Below are 18,775 nucleotides of genomic sequence, written 5' to 3'. Positions count from 1 at the left end.
CGCCCCTGCGGAACCGCGACCTGTCACTGCGTCGGTCTTGGCAAAGGAGTAGTCATGTCCCAGCACGCAGCACCGCGGCAACTCGCCCGACGTCTGCTCATCCTGGTGGCCGGCCTGTGGCTGGCCGGCGCGGCCGTGGCGGCCGTGGCGGCCGAACCCACGGACGCGCAACGCACCGCCTTCAAGCAGGCGTACGCCGCCGCGCTTCAGGGCGGCGATGGCTGGAAGGCGGCGGCGAGCAGTCTGCAGGGTTATCCGCTGTACCCCTACCTGGAAGCGGCCGCGCTCACGCACGACATCCGCCAGGTGCAGCGCCCGCAGATCGAGGACTACCTCAAGCGCTATCCGGGCATGCTGACGGCCAGTGACCTGCGCCGCGACTTTCTGACCGAACTGGCGCGCAGGCAGGACTGGGACAATTTTCTTGCGATGTACCAGCCGGGTCTTGGCGACGCACTGACCTGCAATGCCCTGCAGGCGCAGCTGAGCAAGGGCTCGCAGCTCGATTTCGATCGCGACCTGGCCTCGCTGTGGGCCAAGCCCAAGCTGCCCGGCGCCTGCGACCCGGTGCTGAGCGCCGCGCACGATCAGGGCCTGCTCACCACACAGCGCCTGTGGGATCGCATCGACCGCGCCGCGGATGCGGTGCAGCCCGGCACCATCAACGCGCTCGCTGGCTGGCTGCCCGCGGGCGATGCGGAATCCGCGCGACGCATTGCCTCGGCCCTGAGCGATGCCGGCACCGCTGCCGTGGCGGCCAACCAGTGGCCGGACTCCCCGCGCAACCGGCAGGCTGCCATGCTGGCGCTGGAACGACTGGCGCGCCGCCAGTCCGTGACCGCCGATATCGCATGGCAGAAACTGCAGGAGCATTTCGCGTTCACGCCGGAGCAGCGCAATCGCGTGATGTATGCACTGGCGCTGTTCCACGCCACCGATTACGACGCCAGCGCGATCTCGCGCCTGATCGCGCTGCCCGCGTCGGTGCAGACCGACACCAGTCGCGAATGGCGCGTGCGCGCCGCACTGGCACAGCAGGACTGGACTGCCGTGCTCGCCGCCATCGACGCCATGCCGGCCACGCAGCAGCAGGACGGCGAATGGCGCTGGTTCCGCGCCCGCGCGCTGACCGCGCTTGGCCGCTCGGACGAAGCGCAGCAGGTACTCACCCGCCTGGCGGCAGAACCCACCTTCCACGGCTTTCTTGCCGCCGATCGCATCAAGGCGCCGTACGGCATCTGCCCGATCGAGCTGAAGGGCAACCCGCAACGCGAGCGCTCGCTGCTGGCCAATCAGGGCTTGGTGCGCGCATTCGAGCTCTACGCGGTGGGCCTGCCGCGTCAGGCGCGTCGCGAATGGACGCAGGCCCTGGATGGCGCCGACCAGGACACGCAGAAGCAGGCGGTTGAGCTGGCCTATCGTCGCGGCTGGTATGACCGCGCCGTGTTCACCTTCAACACGGGCGATGCCCTGCGCTACTACGAGCAACGCTTCCCGCTCGCCAGCCAGGACGGACTGGTGCCGCAGGCCGAAGAAGCCGGCATCGATCCCTCATGGGCCTACGCCATTCTCCGTGCGGAAAGCGCCTGGATGGCGGATGCGCGCTCCGGTGCCGATGCACGCGGCCTGATGCAGCTGCTGCCGTCCACGGCGGCGCTGGTAGCCAAGCGCAACGGCGTCACCTGGCTGGGCGGTGATTCGCTGTACGACCCGGTCACCAACATCATTCTTGGCACGCGTTACCTGGCGCAGATGGCGGCCCGCTTCAACGGCGCGCCGTGGCTCGCCAGCGCGGCCTACAACGCCGGTCCCGGCAAGGTGGACCAGTGGCTGGAAGCGCGCGGCTCGCTGCCGGTGGATCTGTTCATCGCCACCATTCCGTACAAGGAAACGCGCGAATACGTGGCACGCGTGATGTCCTTCGCGGTGATCTACGACTGGCGCCAGCACGGCAATGCCGTGACCCTGTCGCAACGGCTGACGCCCATCGGCCAGACCTACACGCTGCCTGACAGCCACAGCGAGCGTAAGCTGGCGACATGCCCCGTGGTGGCGCCGGTCGCACCGGCGGAAGCCGCCACGGCGGCGCCGGCAAGCAGCATGGCGCCACCGGCCTCGGCCAGCAGCAGCGCGCGTTGACGGAGAAACATGCAGTGACATTGAAAGCCAAACAACTGGTGGTGCTCGGCGGCAGCGGCTTCGTCGGCTCGCACCTGTTGCCTCGCCTGGTGAAGGACGGCCATCGCATCGTGCTGCTCTCGCGCAACCGCGAGCGGCGGCGTGCGATGGGCGTGCTGCCCGGCGTACGCATCCGCAGCGTGGACGTCTATGACGCCAATGCGCTGCGCCGCCAGTTCGAAGGCGCCGATGCGGTGATCAACCTCGTCGGCATCCTCAACGCCTTTGGCGAGCAGACCTTCCAGCATGCCCACGTGGATCTGGCGCAACGCGTGCTGGGTGCTTGCCAGGCAGCGGGCGTGGCGCGCCTGCACCACATGAGCGCGCTCAAGGCAGGCCAGGGCCTGTCGCAATACCTCAAGAGCAAGGGCGAAGCCGAAGCACTGATCCGCAACTCGTCGCTGGACTGGACGATCTACCAGCCCAGCGTGATGTTCGGTACGGGTGGCGGCCTGGTCGATCGCTTCGCCACCCTGTTGCGACAGATGCCCGCGTTGCCGCTGGCACGCGCAGCATCACGCATGGCGCCCACCTGGGTGGGCGACGTGGCCGAAGCGATGGCGCGCTGCATCGGCGACGACCAGCTCGGCGTGGACCGCAGCTTCGAACTGTTCGGCCCCGAGGTGCTGACGCTGGGCGAGATCGTGCAGCAGATCCGCGACACCATGGGCCTGCGCACGCCCATCATCCCGCTGCCGGACAGCCTGGGTCGCCTGCAGGCGCAAGTGGCCCAGCTGCTGCCGGGCAAGCCGTTCTCGCTGGACAACTTCCGCTCCCTGCGCACCGATTCGGTCGGCAAGACGGATGGCTACGCGGCGCTTGGCATCACGCCGCAGCCGCTGGCAGCGTGGCTTCCTGTGTTGCTGAACGAGCCGCCGCGCCAGCGCCGGCTGTCGCTGGCGCGCACGGCGGGGCGCTGAGCGCCGCTCGGCGTTTCGGCTTCTTTGTTGTAGGAGCGCACTCTGTGCGCGACGGTCTCGGGAAGGGCCATCGCGCACAGGGTGCGCTCCTGCAGAATCGCCTCCGTTCCGGCTCTTGCCGAAGCCACGCGCACGCCGTGGCAGAATTGACCCATGCGCATCTATCTCGTCGGCGGCGCCGTCCGCGACAAACTGCTGGGCCGGTCTGTCACGGACAACGATCACGTGGTGGTCGGCGCGCGTCCTGAGGACATGCTGGAGCAAGGTTTTCGCCCGGTCGGCAAGGATTTCCCGGTGTTCCTGCATCCACGCACCAGCGAGGAATACGCGCTGGCGCGCACGGAGCGCAAGACCGGCCACGGCTATCACGGCTTCGCCTTCCAGGCCGACCCTTCGGTGACGCTGGAGGAAGACCTTGCCCGCCGCGACCTCACCATCAATGCGATGGCGCAGGGGGAAGACGGTGCGCTGGTCGACCCGTTCCACGGCGCACGCGACCTGGAACAACGCCTGTTGCGCCATGTGTCGCCCGCGTTCGCGGAAGACCCTGTGCGCCTGCTGCGCGTGGCGCGTTTCGCGGCGCGCTTCGCGCCGCTGGGTTTCACCGTGGCGCCGGACACCATGGCGCTGATGCAGCAGATGGTGCGCGACGGCGAAGTGGACCACCTGGTGCCCGAACGCGTGTGGCAGGAAACGCGCAAGGCGCTGGGCGAGGCCCAGCCGTCGGCCTTCCTGCGCGTGCTGCGCGAATCGGGCGCCCTCGCGGTGCTGTTCCCGGAGGTGGATGCCTTGTATGGCGTGCCGCAGCGCGCGGAATTCCACCCGGAGATCGATACCGGCGTGCACGTGGAAATGGTGCTCGACATGGCGGCCCGCCTGGCCCCTGGCAACGACGTGGTGGGCTTCTGCGCGCTCACCCATGACCTTGGCAAGGCATTGACCCCGGACGACGTGCTGCCGCGCCATCTGGGCCACGAACATGCCGGCGTGGCGCCGCTGCAGCGGCTGGTAGCGCGCCTGAAGGTGCCCACCGAGCACGCTTCGCTGGCCGAGCTGGTGTGCCGCGAGCATCTCAACGCCCACCGGGCGTTTGAACTGAAGCCCTCGACGGTGCTGCGGCTGCTCACCTCGCTCGATGCGCTGCGCCGTCCCGAACGGTTGTCGCTGTTCCTGGCCGCCTGCGAGGCGGACAAGCGGGGGCGCCTGGGACACCAGGACGACACCTATCCACAGGCCGCTTACCTGCAGCATGCCCGCGATGTGGCCGCCGCCGTCAGCTCGGAGCGATTCGTGGCCGATGGCCTCAAGGGCCCAGCCATCGGCGAAGCCATGACGGCAGCCCGCGTGACCGCGATTGGCGCGCTGCGGCCATCCACTAGCTGACTGCCGGCACCGCAAGGCAGATGAAAGACGCCTGCAAATAAGGTAGAAGGTCCACTATCCGCCGGCCTGGTGCCATCAGGCCTGCTCTGCCCAAGAGCGCGGCTATCCCGTTCCGCCTGACCGCCTCGCGACCAGGCCCCTGTTTCCCGCATTTCCGGAGTTTTCCGTGGCGACTGCGTACCAACCGAATTCGCCGCTGCGCCAGCGGTTCCGCCCGCTGTTGTGGCTGGCCGTCTGCTACGTGCTGATCGGCGCGCTCACCCGCATCGCGCTGCTCTTCATGTCGGGCAGCGGCGTGCCGCACAACCCGCTGTACTGGGCCTATGCCTTCGGCGTGGGCCTGAGCTACGACCTCATCGCGTTCATTTACCTCGCCTGGCCGCTGATGCTGTACCTGTGGCTGGTGCCCCAACGCATCTACGTGTCGCGCCTGGGCCAGTGGCTGCTTTACGTGGGTGGCGCCGTGCTGCTGTTCGGGCTGCTGTTCGTGGCTGCCTCGGAGCTGGTGTTCTGGGGCGAATTCGGTACGCGCTTCAACTTCATCGCCGTCGATTACCTGGTCTACACCACCGAGGTGATCGGCAATATCCGCGAGTCGTATCCGCTGGGTACCTGGATCAGCCTGCTTGCCCTCGCCACGCTGGTGGTGGTGTGGCTGAGCCGCCGCGGCCTGGCCGCGCGCGATGGCGGCACCACTTTCCTCCAGCGCAGCAAGGTGGTGCTGGTGTGGCTGCTCATCACGGTAGTGACGGGCGTGGCGATCAAGGGCACCTTCAAGGATCGCACCGACAACGCCTACGTGAACGAATTGTCGGGCAATGGCGTGTACGAGTTCTTCGCCGCCTTCCGCAGCAGCCATCTCGATTACTCGCGCTTCTACCGCACCCTGCCCGACGATCAGGCGTTCACGCGCCTGCGCGAACTGGTGAAGACGCCGGAAGCCACCTACGTCAGCAACGACCCGCAGGACATCACCCGCGAAATCCGCCACGAAGGCCCGGAGAAGCACCTCAACGTGGTGCTGATCAGCGTGGAAAGTTTCTCGGCCGACTTCATGAAGGAGTTCGGTGACAAGCGCAACATCACACCCAACCTCGATGCGCTGATCGACAAGAGCATGTTCTTCGACAACCTCTATGCCAACGGCACCCGTACGGTGCGCGGCCTGGAGGCCTTGTCGCTGTCGGTACCGCCCACCCCGGGCGACTCCATCGTGAAGGCGCACAACAACGAGAACCTGTTCTCCGCCGCCAATGTCTTCAACGACCGCGGCTACCAGTCCGACTTTGTCTACGGTGGCTACGGCTACTTCGACAACATGAACTACTTCTTCGGCCACAACGGCTACCGCGCGGTCGACCGCAACGACATCGCCAAGGGCGAGACGATCCACCACGAGAACGTGTGGGGTGTGGCGGACGAGGATCTCTACACGCTCGCGCTCAAGCAGATGGACGAGGCGCAGGCCCAGGGCAAACCGTTCTTCCTGCACATCATGACCACCTCCAACCACCGCCCGTTCACGGTGCCGGCCAACCGCGTTCCGCAGAAAGATGGCACGCGCGAAGCCGCGGTGGCCTACACGGACTGGTCCATCGCCGACTTCCTCAAGCGTGCGCAGGGCAAGCCGTATTTCGACAACACCATCTTCGTGATCACCGCCGACCATTGCGCCTCCAGCGCGGGTCGTACCAGCGTGCCGATCAACCGCTACCACATCCCGCTGTGGATCTACTCCCCGAAGAACATCCCGCCGCAGCGCGTGTCGCGCCAGATGTCGCAGATCGACATCATCCCGACCGTCCTGGGCCTGCTGAACTTCAGCTACCGCAGCCGCTTCTTCGGCGCCGACATCTTCCAGCTGGAACCCGGTCGCGAGCGCGCCTTCCCGGCCACCTACGAAAAGCTCGGCTACCTGCATGGCGACGTGCTCACCGTGCTCGAGCCGCAGCGCAAGCTCGAGCAGGTCAAGCCGAACTTCGAGAACGGCGACGCCGTGCCGCACACGCCGATCGACCAGGCCCAGGTGGATGACGCCACGGCCTACTACCAGGCCGCCGCGTACCTGTTCAAACACGGCAAGATGGTCAAGCGACCGGATGACAGCAAGCCGGTGCAGGCAGCGTCGCCCTCGCCCGAGGCCAGCCCACCCGGACAATGATTGTCATCGACCTGCGCAGGCTACAGTGCCGACCGGAAAGTCGGCATGCTGCCACCGAAGTTATTGCTCTAGTCCGGCGTTAACTGTTGTCCTCTGGCAGCCACGGAGCCACCTTGCAACTGGCGCGAGCCTTTACAGACGCCAGCCGCTTGTAGGCATTGCCGGGCAGCGCCTTCAGACCTAGCGCCGGCTTTTCGACGACATGCCAGGAGACGATGCCCGTTGCCATCGCCAGCGGCCAGGCGATGGCCGCGTTGGCCAACCCCGAGGTGCCCGGCCACTGGTGCGCCACGACCTGCTGGATCGGGAAGCCCCACAGGTAGAGGCCATACGAGTAGTCGCCGCAGCGGTTGAATCCGTACCATCGCGTGTCGTATGCGAAGGCGAACACGAAGCTCGTCAGCGCAACCGCCATCGCAAACGGATGCACAGCGCTACCATGGGCAAGCCACGCAAGAACACCGGCTGCCATCGCGACCGGCCAACCCACATACACCCACTCCCGATTCACGAAGCAAAAAGCGCCAAGAGCGAAATAGCCGGCTAGTGACACAAATTCCGCGAGCGGAACCAATGGTATCGAAGCGGGCCGCATGACGCCCCAGGCAATCAAGGCCGCGATGAGCACGGAGGCGAGGTACTTGCGCCCGAGAATGCCGGTCACGCCCGCGATTGCAACCCACAAGTACATCCGTGCTTCCGCCGGCAGTGTCCATATCGACCCATTGACGGCGCCGCCAACCTGGCCCTCGTTGAAAACACCGGGAAGGTGATAGGCGAGATACTTGCCGAGCTCAAGATTTTTGCTTACATATCGCGTGACCTGATGGTCGCGGAGGTAATCCGCGAGTGGCCACGTGGTAACCATGGCACCGACCAGATAGGCCGTCACTACCAAGCAGAACGCATATGCCGGATAGATCCGCAGGAAGCGCGCCCATAGAAAGCTCGGAAGATGCCGGCGCCGGAGATAGCTGCCGGTGATCATGAAGCCGCTGATGACAAAGAACGCGCTCACGGCGATGGCGCCCGAATACGAGCCCCACCCGAGCCACACGAACACGTCTGGGAACGCGGCGTTGGCGCTTATCGCATTGCCGTGCCCGTAGATCACAAGGCTCGCCGCCATCAGGCGCAACAACAAAAAATTGTCCTGCTCCTGACCCGATGCCTCGGCCAACGTACGCACTCGAAACAGAGTCATCATTGAATCGCGAGATAGTCATCCATGTTCGAATTCTGCCGGGTTTCACGATCGATAGGCAGAATGACCGCCACCTCACCGAGGCATGGACGCGCTGGACGCTTCGATCAACGTCCTGATGACACGCCAGGCGATCTCACCAAGCGCAGGCGACGCCGTGCTCCGGCGCCCTATGCGAATCAATGCGCCAAACGTTGCAGGCTACCGTCACTCCTGATCAGATAGTCGGCCGGCTCTCCTTCAGGCACCAGTTGCACACGGTCGCCAATGGGCACGCCCCGATAAGCAGGAATGTCGTGGGTAAGGCGGATATAGATCCAGCGATCCTTTTCCTTTTCCGGACGCAGGCGGACCGGCGACGGGTTCGCGGCCACCGCTTCGGCCAGTTGCGGTGAGAAATGCGCTTGCTTAGTGCCGATGTCATGCATGCTGCGCATGATGTTTGCGCCGTGCCACACGCAGATCACGCCGATCAAAATTAAGATCACACGACCTGATGCCGTGAGCCGCGTCCACGCGAGCGCGCATACACTCGCTGTAACGGCCGCAAATCCATAGCCGTAATGATTGGCAGCATCTGCCAGCACGAGCACGGGGCCCAACGCGACCACGCCAGCCAGCAGGAACGCCGCCAACCAGCGCCCTCCGGCACTGCCCAGGGACCAAGCGAGAAGGAGCCACCACGCCATGGCGACTATGATCCCCCGGTTCCCCAAACCCTTGGAGAGGAAATCACCGGCACCTAGACGGCTGGGGAGCATGGGAAATACCTGGTACTCAAACCATCGCACTGGAATATTCAACAAGCTCCACTGATAGATCGAACCAGCCGTGCCTCCGGCAAACAAGATCGAGCTGAGCCGCAGTGCGAGATAGATCACCACGGGCATCGCGGTAACCGCGAAGCCCCATGCCCAACGTTTGTCGCGACCGGAAAACCACCAGCCGAGTGCCACCAGCGCCGGAATAACGATGGCCGACTCTTTCGCAAGCAGCGCCATCGAACAGAGCATGAACATCGCCGGAAGTGCGAGAACCAGTCGCACGCCGCTCGTGAGCAGCGAGGCAATCAGCAGAGCGCAGCTCACCCAGATGAGATCCGCGATCGTTGCCACCCATCCATGGGTGTGCGCCGCATAAGGGCCGAGCGCGAATACCAGAGCCGCCAGCCAGGCAACCGCGCCGCCAGCACCGCTTCGACGCAGCAGCACGGCCAGCAAGCCTGCATTGATGGCACCCCAGGCCACGAGAACGGCATGGAAGGCGTAAGGATGTTCAAACAAGCCGCGTGACAACTCGATCCACAGGGAAAAGGTCAGCGGCCGATACTGAAAGGCATGCAGATCGCCCCACAGACCATTGCCAAAGAAGCCGCCATTGGCCTGGCGGGCGTAGTAAGCCCACTGCAGCTCGTCATGGCTGAGGTAGCCTGGATTGAAGACCAGCAGGCTTTGCGCAGCAAGCACGCAGGCGAGTACGGCGACAAACAACAGCCAGCCACGGCGATTCCGTGCATCCATCGCGGAGAAGTGTCCTTGCATGCCAATGAAGATTCCCTGCCAGTCTAATGCTGGTCAGAGCCGGTCACCCTGATCCGCTTCCAGCAGTTCGGCCGGCAACGGCAATACATCCATGCCGCGCGCGAACAGCATGACCTGGAAACGTTCGCCCATCTGTTCGGGCATGGTCAGCTTTTTCACCTGCTGGGCCAGGGCGTAACGCGCTGATTCATCTGTGGCGCTTTCATAGGCAGCACCAAAGACATCCTGCAGCCCACTGCCGATCAGAAACTGCGCCTGCGACAGGTAGCCGGCCACGCCGAAACCGGCGCCGTTGCCGGCCTCGGCGAGCGCGGTGAAATCCACCGATGCGGTGAGGTCGTTGAGTCCCGGCAAATAGAGCGGATCGTTGTGCGCGCGATGGCGATAGAACGCGCGCAGGGTGCCGTCGTTGCGCTCGGGCAGGTAGTACTCGCGGCGTACGTAGCCGTAATCGGCGAACAGCATCAGGCCCGCAGTGAGCGAGCCGGCCACGGCCTGGATCCAGTAGGGCAGCTGGGGCAGGACTTCCGAGCGATAGCCATCCGGAAATTCCGCTTCGATATCGCGTTCGACATGCCGCACGGCACCGGACACCAGCGCGTCGGCCGGGCGATCCACGCGCATCAGTCGGCCTTCGCCGTCCAGCGCGACGTACTCTTCGTAGACCTCACCGGACTTCATGGCGAAGCGCGTGGTCGGCAAGGCGTCGATCACTTCGTTGGCAAACAGCACGCCCTGCCAGTCCTGCTCGGGCGGGCGATCCAGCCACAGCACGTGTGCGAACAACGCCGACGGCAATGCCGCTTCAAGGCGCTCGCGCTGACGCTCGCGCAGGTCCGCGCTGGGCTCAAGGATGTAATAGCGACGTGGCACCGCGCCGCTGGCGGCGAACGCCTTGATGGCAGCCTCGGCGAACGCGCCACTGCCGCCACCCAGCTCAAGGAAATCGGCGTTGTCGCCCAATAGCTGGATCACCGGGTAGGTCGCATTGACCACGCAGCGCGCGAACAGGTCGCCAAGCTCGGGAGCCGTGATGAAGTCGCCGGCTTCGCCGAACTTGGTTTTGCCTGCGCTGTAGTAGCCCATGCCGGGCGCGTACAGGCATCGCTCCATGTACTGGGAGAAAGGCATCGGCCCGTGAGCGGCGATTTCTTCCCGCAGGCGCGTCAGCAGTCGGTCGGAGTGGGCGCGCTCTTCAGCGCCGGGATCGGGGAGTCGGGAAGACATGCGCGTAACCAGCAGGGAAACGCGCAGAGTTTAACCCATGCCCCGCCATAGCCTTGTGAGGGGGGAGGAGAAGGCTATGGCGGGGTCATCGGCCCAGCTGACTTTAGAAACTGAAGTCCTTCTGCAGGTTCAGGTAGACACCGCGACGCGGGCCGAACTGCGGCGCGCCCACGCCCACGCCCGTGCCGTCGCGCAGCTCGTAGGTGCGGTCGAACACGTTGATCACCGCCAGCTGCGTCTTCACCTTGCCGAGGCTGCCGACGACGAAGTCATGGCCTACGTTGAGGTTGAGCTGGAAGTAGTACGGCAGCGATGCGCCGTTGGGTACGCCATCGCCGTCCTTGCGCAGGCCGCTGCCGAAGAGGAAGTCGGCCCCTGCGCGCGTGGATTCGTTGAACGCGTAGGTCATCCCGCCCGAGGCGGTCAGCTTCTGGTCGTGATCAAGGTGGATCCAGTTGTCGTAGATGTATGCCAGCTCTTCCGGACTGAAGTTGTACTGGCCCGTGATCACGCGCTTGCCCATCGCGCGGTTGAACGATGCGTTGAAGTACGCGGTTACCGGGCCGTTGTCGTAGTTGGCGGTGAACTCAAGGCCACGGATACGGCCGTAGTCGTAGTTGAAGTTGGAATAGATCAGCGCTGCGCCGAACTGGCCTTCATCCTGCAGGCGACGCACCTGGCGGTAATACGCATCCAGGCCCAGCGTGAGGGTGGAGCCGACCTGCTGCTGGACGCCCAGGTCGTAATAATCGGAACGCTCGGACAGCGGCAGGTTGTTGCCGCCGCTCGGCAGCTGATTGGTGGTGCCTGCAAAGCGCTCGATGTTGCTGTCGTCGATCACTTCCGTGGCCGGCGGCGTGAAGTAACGCGAGTAACCGGCGTGCACCGTGGTGCTGTCGGTGGCCTGGTACACCACGCCGAGGCGCGGGCTCAGCTGGCTCTCGGTGCGGAACAATTCGTAGCGATCGCCGCGCAGGCCGTAGTTCACGGTCCACTTGTCGCCGATGCTCCACTCGTCCTGCAGGTAGGCCGAATAGGTGCGCGCCAGCAAACGGGTGGAGTCGGAGATGTTGATCGGCGTGGTGCTCGCCTGCGAACCATCCGGATTGGCCGGGAACACCAGCGAGCTGTTGCTGATGTTGCCGCGTTCGAATTCACCATAGATGCCGTAGCGCAGCGTGTGGCTCTCGCCCACCGGCGTGGAGAAGTCCGCCTGCAGGGTGCCGGCACGGTTGTTGCGGTTGATGGTGGAGGCCACGCCGTTGAACATCAGGTCGCCGATTTCGTCCGGCTCGAAGCCCACGCTGCTGTAACGCTGGCCCAGCGACACCTGGTAGTCGGTCTTGCCCCACTTGCCCTGCAGCGAGAGCACGCCGAAACGCGTCTTCTCCTGCTGGCGCTCGTCGAGGTCGGCCGAGTTGAAGTTGGTGACATCCAGATAGCCGAACTGAGGCGTCTGATCCGGGTTGTTCGGGATCTCGAAGCGGTTGTTGGTCGCGCCGAACATGAAGCTGATGCGCGTGTTGTCGTCGATCAGGTAGGAGATATCACCGAAGCCCTTCACCTGATTGGTGTGGTCGTGGATGGGCGTGCGGCTGGGCGTCGGGTTTTCGATGCCGGCGTCGTTCTCCATGTAGTTGGCGGTGACGAACCAGCTCCAGCGATCGCTGCTGCCCCACAGCGACGCATTGGGGTTGAGCGTGCCGTACGAACCACCCGTGATGCCGACGCTGCCGCCATTGCCCAGGTCATGGCCGCTCTTGGTGTCGATATCCACCACGGCGGCCGTGCGCAGGCCGTACTGTGCGGGCAGCGCGCCGTCGAGCAGCTTCACGCTCTGGATGGTGCGCGCGTCCAGCGTCTGGCCAAAGCCCGAGATCGACTCGGGGATGATCACGCCGTTGATGCGGTACTGCAGGTTGGCGTGGTCGCCGCGCACATGCACGCCGCCGTAGGAGTCCTGCACCACGCCCGGCGCCTGCAGGATCACCTGGTTGAGCGGGGTGGAATCGCCCAGCGGCAGCTGCTGGATCGCCTTCTGGTCGATCACGTACTGGCTGCTGCCTGTGTCGGGGGACAACGAATTGCGTGACTGGTCCAGCGCAGCGCTCACGTCGACGGCGCCCAGCTGCTTCACCTTGCCCGGCTGGTTGCGGGTGGCGCCCGTGCCGGCGGCGTCATTGCCGTCCGTGGCGCCTGGGGCGACAACGTTACTGGTGTCCGGCGTCGAACGGGTCTGGGCGAAGGCGGCGGGGACAACGCCAAAGGCAACGGCAAGACTGGCGGCAAGCAAGGTGCGTTTCATCAGGGTTCCGGGGGAAAGAGGGCAGTGATCTTGTTATTTTCGATACGTTATAACATTGCCATTGTAGCCGGACCCACGCCTGCCCCAGAAGTCATGCATGACCCGCCCCGGCCCGGCCGTTCAGCCCGACCAATGAACCTGGACAGCCGGCCGGGGTCAGCCGGATTTCACCCGCGAGGCCTAGACTGGGCGCCATGCGGCCTTGCCGCCCCCGTGAGCGCCTTCCATGCCCAAGCCGTCTTCGCAGCTTCCGGCGGTGATCAACGATCACAGCCGCGTGACCCAGGCCATCCTGGATTTCGTCAGCCAGATCCCCGACAGCAAGGTCCCCGGGGCCAGTGATCCGGAGAAGGCCGCCCGCCAGCTGGCCAGCCGCGCCCAGCAGCGGGCCGCGCTCACCGCGGGTTCGTTGGCCCTGCCGCCCGGCCCGCTGGGCTGGCTGACCGTGCTGCCGGAGGTCATCGCGATCTGGAAAATCCAGGCCCAGATGGTCAGCGACATCGCCGCCGCCTTTGGCCAGCACCAGGACCTGGGCCGCGAGCAAATGTTGTGGTGCCTGTTCCGCCATACCGCCGCGCAGGCCTTCCGCGACCTGGTGGTGCGCGTGGGCGACCGCCTGCTGTTCCGCCGGGTCACCTACTCCGTGATTGAACGCGTGGCCAAGACCGTCGGCATCAAGGTGACCCAGCGAGCCGTCGGCAGCGGCATCTCGCGCTGGCTGCCGTTGGTCGGTGCCGCAGGCGTGGGCGGCTACGCGTACTACGACACCGGCCAGGTCGCGCGCACCGCCATCGCCATGTTCAGCCAGCCATTCGCCACCGACACGACGCTGACGGACGCCGCCGCTGCGGACACCAGCACGCCTGCGGGATGACGTCACCACGCCTTTGCGGCAAGCTCGCCGCCAGATTGCGCCACGCAGGAGCCCACGCATGAATCCCCGCCACGAGCGTCCGGTTGCACTGATCACCGGCGCAGGCAAACGCGTCGGCGCCGTCATCGCGCGCACCTTGCATGCGGCCGGTTACGACCTCGCACTGCACTACCGCCACTCCGGCGCCGAAGCGGAATTGCTCGCCGCCTCGCTGGAGCGCCAGCGCAGCAACAGCACGTTCACCGTGCAGGCTGAGCTGGCCGATCTCGACACGCTGCCGGTGATGGTGCAACGCGTGGTGGATCGCTACGGCCGCCTCGATGCGCTGGTCAACAACGCGTCGGCCTTCTATCCCACGCCGGTGGGCACCGCCACGCCCGGGCAATGGAACGAATTGTTCGCCTCCAACGCGCAGGCACCGTTCTTCATCGCGCAGGCGGCCACGCCTGCCCTGCGCGAAGCGCGCGGCGCCATCGTCAACATGGTGGACATCTACGCGGAACGCCCGCTGGCCAATCACCCCGTGTACTGCATGGCCAAGGCCGCACTGGAAGCCATGACGCGCTCGCTCGCGCTGGATCTGGGGCCCGACGTCCGCGTCAACGGCGTAGCCCCCGGCGCCGTGATGTGGCCCAGCGACGGCAAGCCCTACGACGACCAGCAGGCCATGCTGGCGCGCACGCCGCTGCGGCGCGCCGGTTCGCCGGACGACGTCGCCGGCGCGGTGCTGTGGCTGCTGCGGGATGCCCCGTTCGTGACGGGGCAGATCATCCGCGTGGATGGCGGACGAACCTTGTCCGTATAAACGAACGTGGCCGCGACAAGGCGCGGCCACGTGGTGCTTGCTCGTGCGTTGCCGCTTACTTCTTCGGCTTGAACGCCTGCTCCAGCATCGCCTGATCGAAGCCGTAACCCACTTCGCCGTCTTCGGCATAGCGATACAGCGCGGCGGCATAGATGCCCTGCAGCGACGCCTGGACCAGGCCAAGCATGGTCAGGCCCACCACCACGATGACGATGGCCGCGATGATGGCCACCATCGACTGCGTCGCGAACGCGCCACCCACCAGCGCGGCTCCGACCAGGATGGCAAGGAACATCAGCAGGCCGAACACCACGCCAATGCCGGCGTTGCCGATGATGTTCTCGCCCCAGGTGCGCTTGAGCAGTTCCACGCTGCGCGACACCGCTTCGGTCGGGCCCACGTCCTGGCTGGCCAGCACCGGCACCACCAGGAAGGTGGCCACCGTCCACGCCAGGCCGAGGAAGCCCGCGACCAGGCGACCGATCAGGCCAAGACGCTCCTGCAGGGCGCGCAGCACCAGGCCCACCGTGGCGGCGATCAGCGCATAGCCGAAGATGCTCACGATGCGCGAGCGGGCAATGGCCATGCCGTCGCCGAAGCTGGTTTCTTCACCGCGCAGGCGTGCGAGCGCGGCACCAGCCAGGGCAGTGTTGAAGAAAATGATCACGAAGTACTGCGCCAGATAGAACAGGAACATCAGTACGTAGCCACCGGCCGTCATGCGGTGTCCCTGCTCGGCGACGCCGCCGGACACGGTGAGCGCGGCGATCACCGGAATCAGGAAACTGGCCGCCACCAGCAGGCAGCAGATGCTGGATGCCAACGGAAACATCAACAACGACTTGTCCGAACGCAATACGTCGGCGCTGGCCTTCATCAAGGTCCAGCTACGTGAAAAGCGACCTGCCATATCCTTAAGCCCCTCGTCCTGTGGTGGTGTGTTTCTAACATCTGTGCCGGCGTGGCGACAGTGCGGTGGAGCATGCCATCGTGAGCACGCCTTCAAGTCACTTCACCATCCTTCCCGCGAAAGCGGGAAAGACGGTGAGGGAACGGGATAGGCGGTTGCGCGGGAAGGCCCCTCAGAGCGCCTGCAACTCCAACGGCTCGCTTTCCGCAGGGAACGCCGCCCACAGCGCCCGCATGGTCTGCCCATTCACCGGATGCACCAGCTCCGGCGCGATATCCATGATGGGTTTGAGCACAAAGGCGTGCTTCAACTCCTTGCGCGGAATATCCAGATGGCCTTCGCCCTGCCGCACGAGGTCGTCATACAGCACGATGTCCACGTCCAGCGTGCGGTCGGAATAACGCGGCACGTCGCGACGTCGCCCATGGCGGTCTTCCAGCGCATGCAGCCAGTCATTGAGTGCTTCGGGGGAGAGTTCGGTATCCAGCCCCACGGCCAGGTTCACGAAATCCGTGCCGTCAAAACCCACGGACTTGCTGCGGTAGGCCGGCGACACAGTGAGATCGCCGAAGCGCGCGCGCAGTTCGTCCAGCGCGGCGTTGAGATAACGCAAGGGCTCAACGTTGGAACCCAGACTCAGGTAGACGCGTGCCATCGAATCAATGCGTCACTGCGGGCGGGTGCCGCGCTCGATGCGCACGCCTACGGATTTGGCGCCGCGCACCGCACCGGGCTTGGAGAGCTTCAGGCGCACCCACGACACGCCGAATTCTTCGCGGATGATGGCCGCGCAACGCTCCGCCAGCGTTTCCACCAGCCCGAAGCTGGAGGCGCCGACGTAGTCGATCAGGCGCTTGGACACGTCCTTGTAGTTGAGCGTCAGCGCGATGTCGTCGCTGGCAGCGGGGATGGTGTTGTCGAACGCCATCTCGATGTCGAACGACAAGGTCTGGCGCACGCGGCGCTCCCAGTCGTAGATGCCGATGACGGCATCGATGCGCAGGTCTTCGATGAAAACGATATCCATGCGGATAGGTTACCGATCTCTTTGTAGGAGCGCACTTGTGCGCGACCGTGGGAACAGCAGCTGGCGATTCTGCGGTCGCGCACAAGTGCGCTCCTACAGGGGAAAGCGACGTCACATCGCCGGCGGCAGGGTTTCCAGATCCCAGCGCGGAAACACCTGCACCGATTCGTCCTGATGCTGGCCATGTGCGAGGCGGATGGCGCCCGCCAGGGCGATCATCGCGCCGTTATCGGTGCAGAAGGCGAGGCGCGGGAAATAGGCCTTGAAGCCGTCCTTCTCGCCTGCCGCAGCCAGTTCGGCACGCAGGCGCTTGTTGGCGCCCACGCCACCGGCGATCACCAGCCGCTTCGCGCCGCTGGCCTGCAGGGCGCGGCGACACTTGATGATCATGGTGTCGACAATCGCCTCTTCGAACGCACGGGCGACGTCGGCACGGGTCTGCTCGCTCTGGTCCGACTGCTGCCAGGCGAGCAGCACCTGGGTCTTCAGGCCAGAGAAGCTGAAATCCAGCCCCGGGCGATCAGTCATGGGGCGCGAGAAGCGGAACGCCCCCGGCGTGCCCTGCTCCGCCAGCCTGGCCAGCGCAGGACCGCCCGGATACGGCAGGCCCATCAGCTTGGCCGTCTTGTCGAAAGCCTCGCCGGCGGCGTCGTCCAGGGTGTCGCCAAGGATCTTGTACTGGCCGATGCCCTTCACCTCCACCAGCATGGAGTGGCCACCGGACACCAGCAGCGCCACGAAGGGCGGCTCCGGCGGGTTTTCCTCCAGCAACGGGGCCAGCAGGTGGCCTTCCATGTGGTGCACGCCGATGGCCGGCACGCCCAGCGCCCAGGCCATGGCCCGGGCCGCCGACGCGCCCACCAGCAAGGCACCGACGAGGCCGGGGCCGGCGGTGTACGCTACGCCGCCGAGGTCAGCCGGGGTCAGGCCCGCCTGGGCCAGCGCCTCGCGCACCAGCGGCAGCAGTTTGCGCACGTGATCGCGGCTGGCCAACTCCGGCACCACCCCGCCGTATTCGGCGTGCAGCTTGATCTGGCTGTAGAGGGTATGTGAAAGAAGCCCGTTGCCAGGCGCGTCCGGTTCCCAGCGCAGCAGGGCCACGCCGGTCTCGTCGCAGGACGTCTCGATGCCCAACACCGGCTTGTTCACGACGGGGTTGTACTGGGGCTTTGAAATTGCTGTCGTTTCCACGTTATACTTCGCGGCTCACCGTATTCAAACGGCCCGTTCAGGCGAGCCAGTCTACCACTTGGAGTTTCCATGCCCAGCGTAAAAGTCCGCGAGAACGAGCCGTTCGAGCTTGCCCTCCGTCGCTTCAAGCGCACCTGCGAAAAGGCCGGCGTCCTGGCCGAGACCCGCAAGCGCGAGTTCTACGAAAAGCCGACCCAGGAGCGCAAGCGCAAGCGTGCAGCTGCCGTGAAGCGTCACCTGCGCCGCCTCTCGCGCGACACCTCGCGTCGTACGCGCCTGTACTGAGCCCGTCGTCCCACTCGGGACGATCGCGGTTCCGGCATCTTCGGGTGCCGTGACAGGTAGCCTGGCAGCTGGCGCGTCCATCCGCTGCCTACTGCGTCAGTAGACCTACACTAGCCGGCGTTGCCCTGCGCAACGCCGGCTTTGTGTGCTTCCAGATTTGCGTGCTTCCAAGGAAATGAGCCCATGACCCTGAAACAGCAGCTTACCGACGACATGAAGACCGCCATGCGTGGCGGCGAGAAGGACCGCCTGGGCGTGATCCGACTGATCCTGGCCGCGGTCAAGCAGCGCGAAGTGGACGAGCGCATCGAGCTGGACGACGTCCAGACGCTGGCCGTGCTGGAAAAGATGGTCAAGCAGCGCAAGGACTCCATCAGCCAGTACCAGGCGGCCAACCGCCAGGATCTGGCCGACGTGGAACTGGCCGAGATGAAGGTGATCGAGACCTACCTGCCGGCCAAGCTCAGCGACGAGGAAATCGACGCGCTGATCACCGCCGCCATGGCCGAAACGGGCGCCAGCTCGGCCCGCGACATGGGCAAGGTGGTCGCCGCCGTGAAGGAAAAGGCCGCTGGCCGCGCCGACATGGGCGTGGTGTCCGGCCGCATCAAGGCACGCCTGGCGGGCTGATCGCCTGCCATGCCCGCCTGCGCCCCATGGCGCAGGCGCGGCCCTCCCGCCGCTCCATCCGACCGGCGATGGCGGCATGACCCGCCGCCGCCCCTCCCGCGCAATCTCCGCGCCGCAACGCCTCACGCGTGCAC

Annotated in this window: 16 protein-coding genes; 8 read left to right on the top strand and 8 right to left on the bottom strand. The window is 65.5% G+C overall.

Translation table 11 applies throughout. The features are described from left to right. Positions 1-54: 54 nt before the first annotated feature. From H8F01_RS12005 to H8F01_RS11990, 4 genes are all read left to right on the top strand, one after another. Complete coding sequence (locus tag H8F01_RS12005) at positions 55-2,139, top strand: transglycosylase SLT domain-containing protein (RefSeq protein WP_187055354.1); 2,085 nt, start codon at positions 55-57, stop codon at positions 2,137-2,139. Positions 2,140-2,159: 20 nt separating this feature from the next. Continuing rightward, positions 2,160-3,098: a complex I NDUFA9 subunit family protein gene (locus H8F01_RS12000; protein ID WP_187059268.1), complete on the top strand. Its 939-nt coding sequence runs from the start codon at positions 2,160-2,162 to the stop codon at positions 3,096-3,098. Positions 3,099-3,251: 153 nt separating this feature from the next. Beyond that, positions 3,252-4,481: a multifunctional CCA addition/repair protein gene (locus H8F01_RS11995; protein WP_187055353.1), complete on the top strand. Its 1,230-nt coding sequence runs from the start codon at positions 3,252-3,254 to the stop codon at positions 4,479-4,481. 166 nt (positions 4,482-4,647) lie between these two features. After that, positions 4,648-6,642 carry an LTA synthase family protein gene (locus H8F01_RS11990; RefSeq protein ID WP_187055352.1) on the top strand — a complete coding sequence of 665 codons (1,995 nt, stop codon included), beginning with the start codon at positions 4,648-4,650 and terminating at the stop codon, positions 6,640-6,642. 79 nt (positions 6,643-6,721) lie between these two features. Here H8F01_RS11990 and H8F01_RS11985 read toward each other — a convergent pair whose 3' ends face one another. From H8F01_RS11985 to H8F01_RS11970, 4 genes are all read right to left on the bottom strand, one after another. Next, positions 6,722-7,822 carry an acyltransferase family protein gene (locus tag H8F01_RS11985; protein WP_187055351.1) on the bottom strand — a complete coding sequence of 367 codons (1,101 nt, stop codon included), beginning with the start codon at positions 7,820-7,822 and terminating at the stop codon, positions 6,722-6,724. A 203-nt stretch (positions 7,823-8,025) separates the two neighbouring features. Next, positions 8,026-9,387: a hypothetical protein gene (locus H8F01_RS11980; RefSeq protein ID WP_187055350.1), complete on the bottom strand. Its 1,362-nt coding sequence runs from the start codon at positions 9,385-9,387 to the stop codon at positions 8,026-8,028. Between the two features lie 33 nt (positions 9,388-9,420). Beyond that, entirely contained in the window at positions 9,421-10,614 is a 1,194-nt protein-coding gene (locus tag H8F01_RS11975; RefSeq protein WP_187055349.1) for a class I SAM-dependent methyltransferase, read from the bottom strand. A 103-nt stretch (positions 10,615-10,717) separates the two neighbouring features. Further along, positions 10,718-12,919, bottom strand: coding sequence for a TonB-dependent receptor (locus H8F01_RS11970; RefSeq protein WP_187055348.1), 2,202 nt, complete (start codon positions 12,917-12,919; stop codon positions 10,718-10,720). A gap of 226 nt (positions 12,920-13,145) precedes the next feature. Between H8F01_RS11970 and H8F01_RS11965 the strand changes: the two genes are divergently transcribed. After that, positions 13,146-13,793: a hypothetical protein gene (locus tag H8F01_RS11965; RefSeq protein ID WP_187055347.1), complete on the top strand. Its 648-nt coding sequence runs from the start codon at positions 13,146-13,148 to the stop codon at positions 13,791-13,793. Between the two features lie 58 nt (positions 13,794-13,851). Then, a complete protein-coding gene (locus H8F01_RS11960) occupies positions 13,852-14,598 on the top strand; it encodes a pteridine reductase (RefSeq protein ID WP_187055346.1) in 747 nt (248 codons plus the stop codon). A 55-nt stretch (positions 14,599-14,653) separates the two neighbouring features. Here H8F01_RS11960 and H8F01_RS11955 read toward each other — a convergent pair whose 3' ends face one another. From H8F01_RS11955 to tsaD, 4 genes are all read right to left on the bottom strand, one after another. Beyond that, the gene (locus tag H8F01_RS11955; protein WP_238480965.1) at positions 14,654-15,475 is read right to left on the bottom strand and encodes a DUF6159 family protein; all 822 of its coding nucleotides are present in this window, start codon (positions 15,473-15,475) and stop codon (positions 14,654-14,656) included. A gap of 205 nt (positions 15,476-15,680) precedes the next feature. Continuing rightward, entirely contained in the window at positions 15,681-16,163 is a 483-nt protein-coding gene (folK, locus tag H8F01_RS11950; protein ID WP_187055344.1) for a 2-amino-4-hydroxy-6-hydroxymethyldihydropteridine diphosphokinase, read from the bottom strand. 12 nt (positions 16,164-16,175) lie between these two features. Next, positions 16,176-16,535, bottom strand: coding sequence for a dihydroneopterin aldolase (gene folB, locus H8F01_RS11945; protein WP_187055343.1), 360 nt, complete (start codon positions 16,533-16,535; stop codon positions 16,176-16,178). A 111-nt stretch (positions 16,536-16,646) separates the two neighbouring features. Then, complete coding sequence (gene tsaD / locus H8F01_RS11940; protein ID WP_187059267.1) at positions 16,647-17,672, bottom strand: tRNA (adenosine(37)-N6)-threonylcarbamoyltransferase complex transferase subunit TsaD; 1,026 nt, start codon at positions 17,670-17,672, stop codon at positions 16,647-16,649. A 123-nt stretch (positions 17,673-17,795) separates the two neighbouring features. Here tsaD and rpsU point away from each other — a divergent pair, with 123 nt between their 5' ends. After that, positions 17,796-18,011, top strand: a complete 216-nt coding sequence (gene rpsU, locus H8F01_RS11935; protein WP_014404075.1) for a 30S ribosomal protein S21 — start codon at positions 17,796-17,798, stop codon at positions 18,009-18,011. 183 nt (positions 18,012-18,194) lie between these two features. Further along, positions 18,195-18,641, top strand: a complete 447-nt coding sequence (locus H8F01_RS11930) for a GatB/YqeY domain-containing protein (RefSeq protein ID WP_187055342.1) — start codon at positions 18,195-18,197, stop codon at positions 18,639-18,641. Positions 18,642-18,775: the final 134 nt, after the last annotated feature.

The organism is Dyella telluris (genome assembly GCF_014297575.1).
In the GTDB taxonomy this organism is placed as follows: domain Bacteria; phylum Pseudomonadota; class Gammaproteobacteria; order Xanthomonadales; family Rhodanobacteraceae; genus Dyella; species Dyella telluris.
This window is presented reverse-complemented; position numbering and strand designations above follow the sequence as displayed.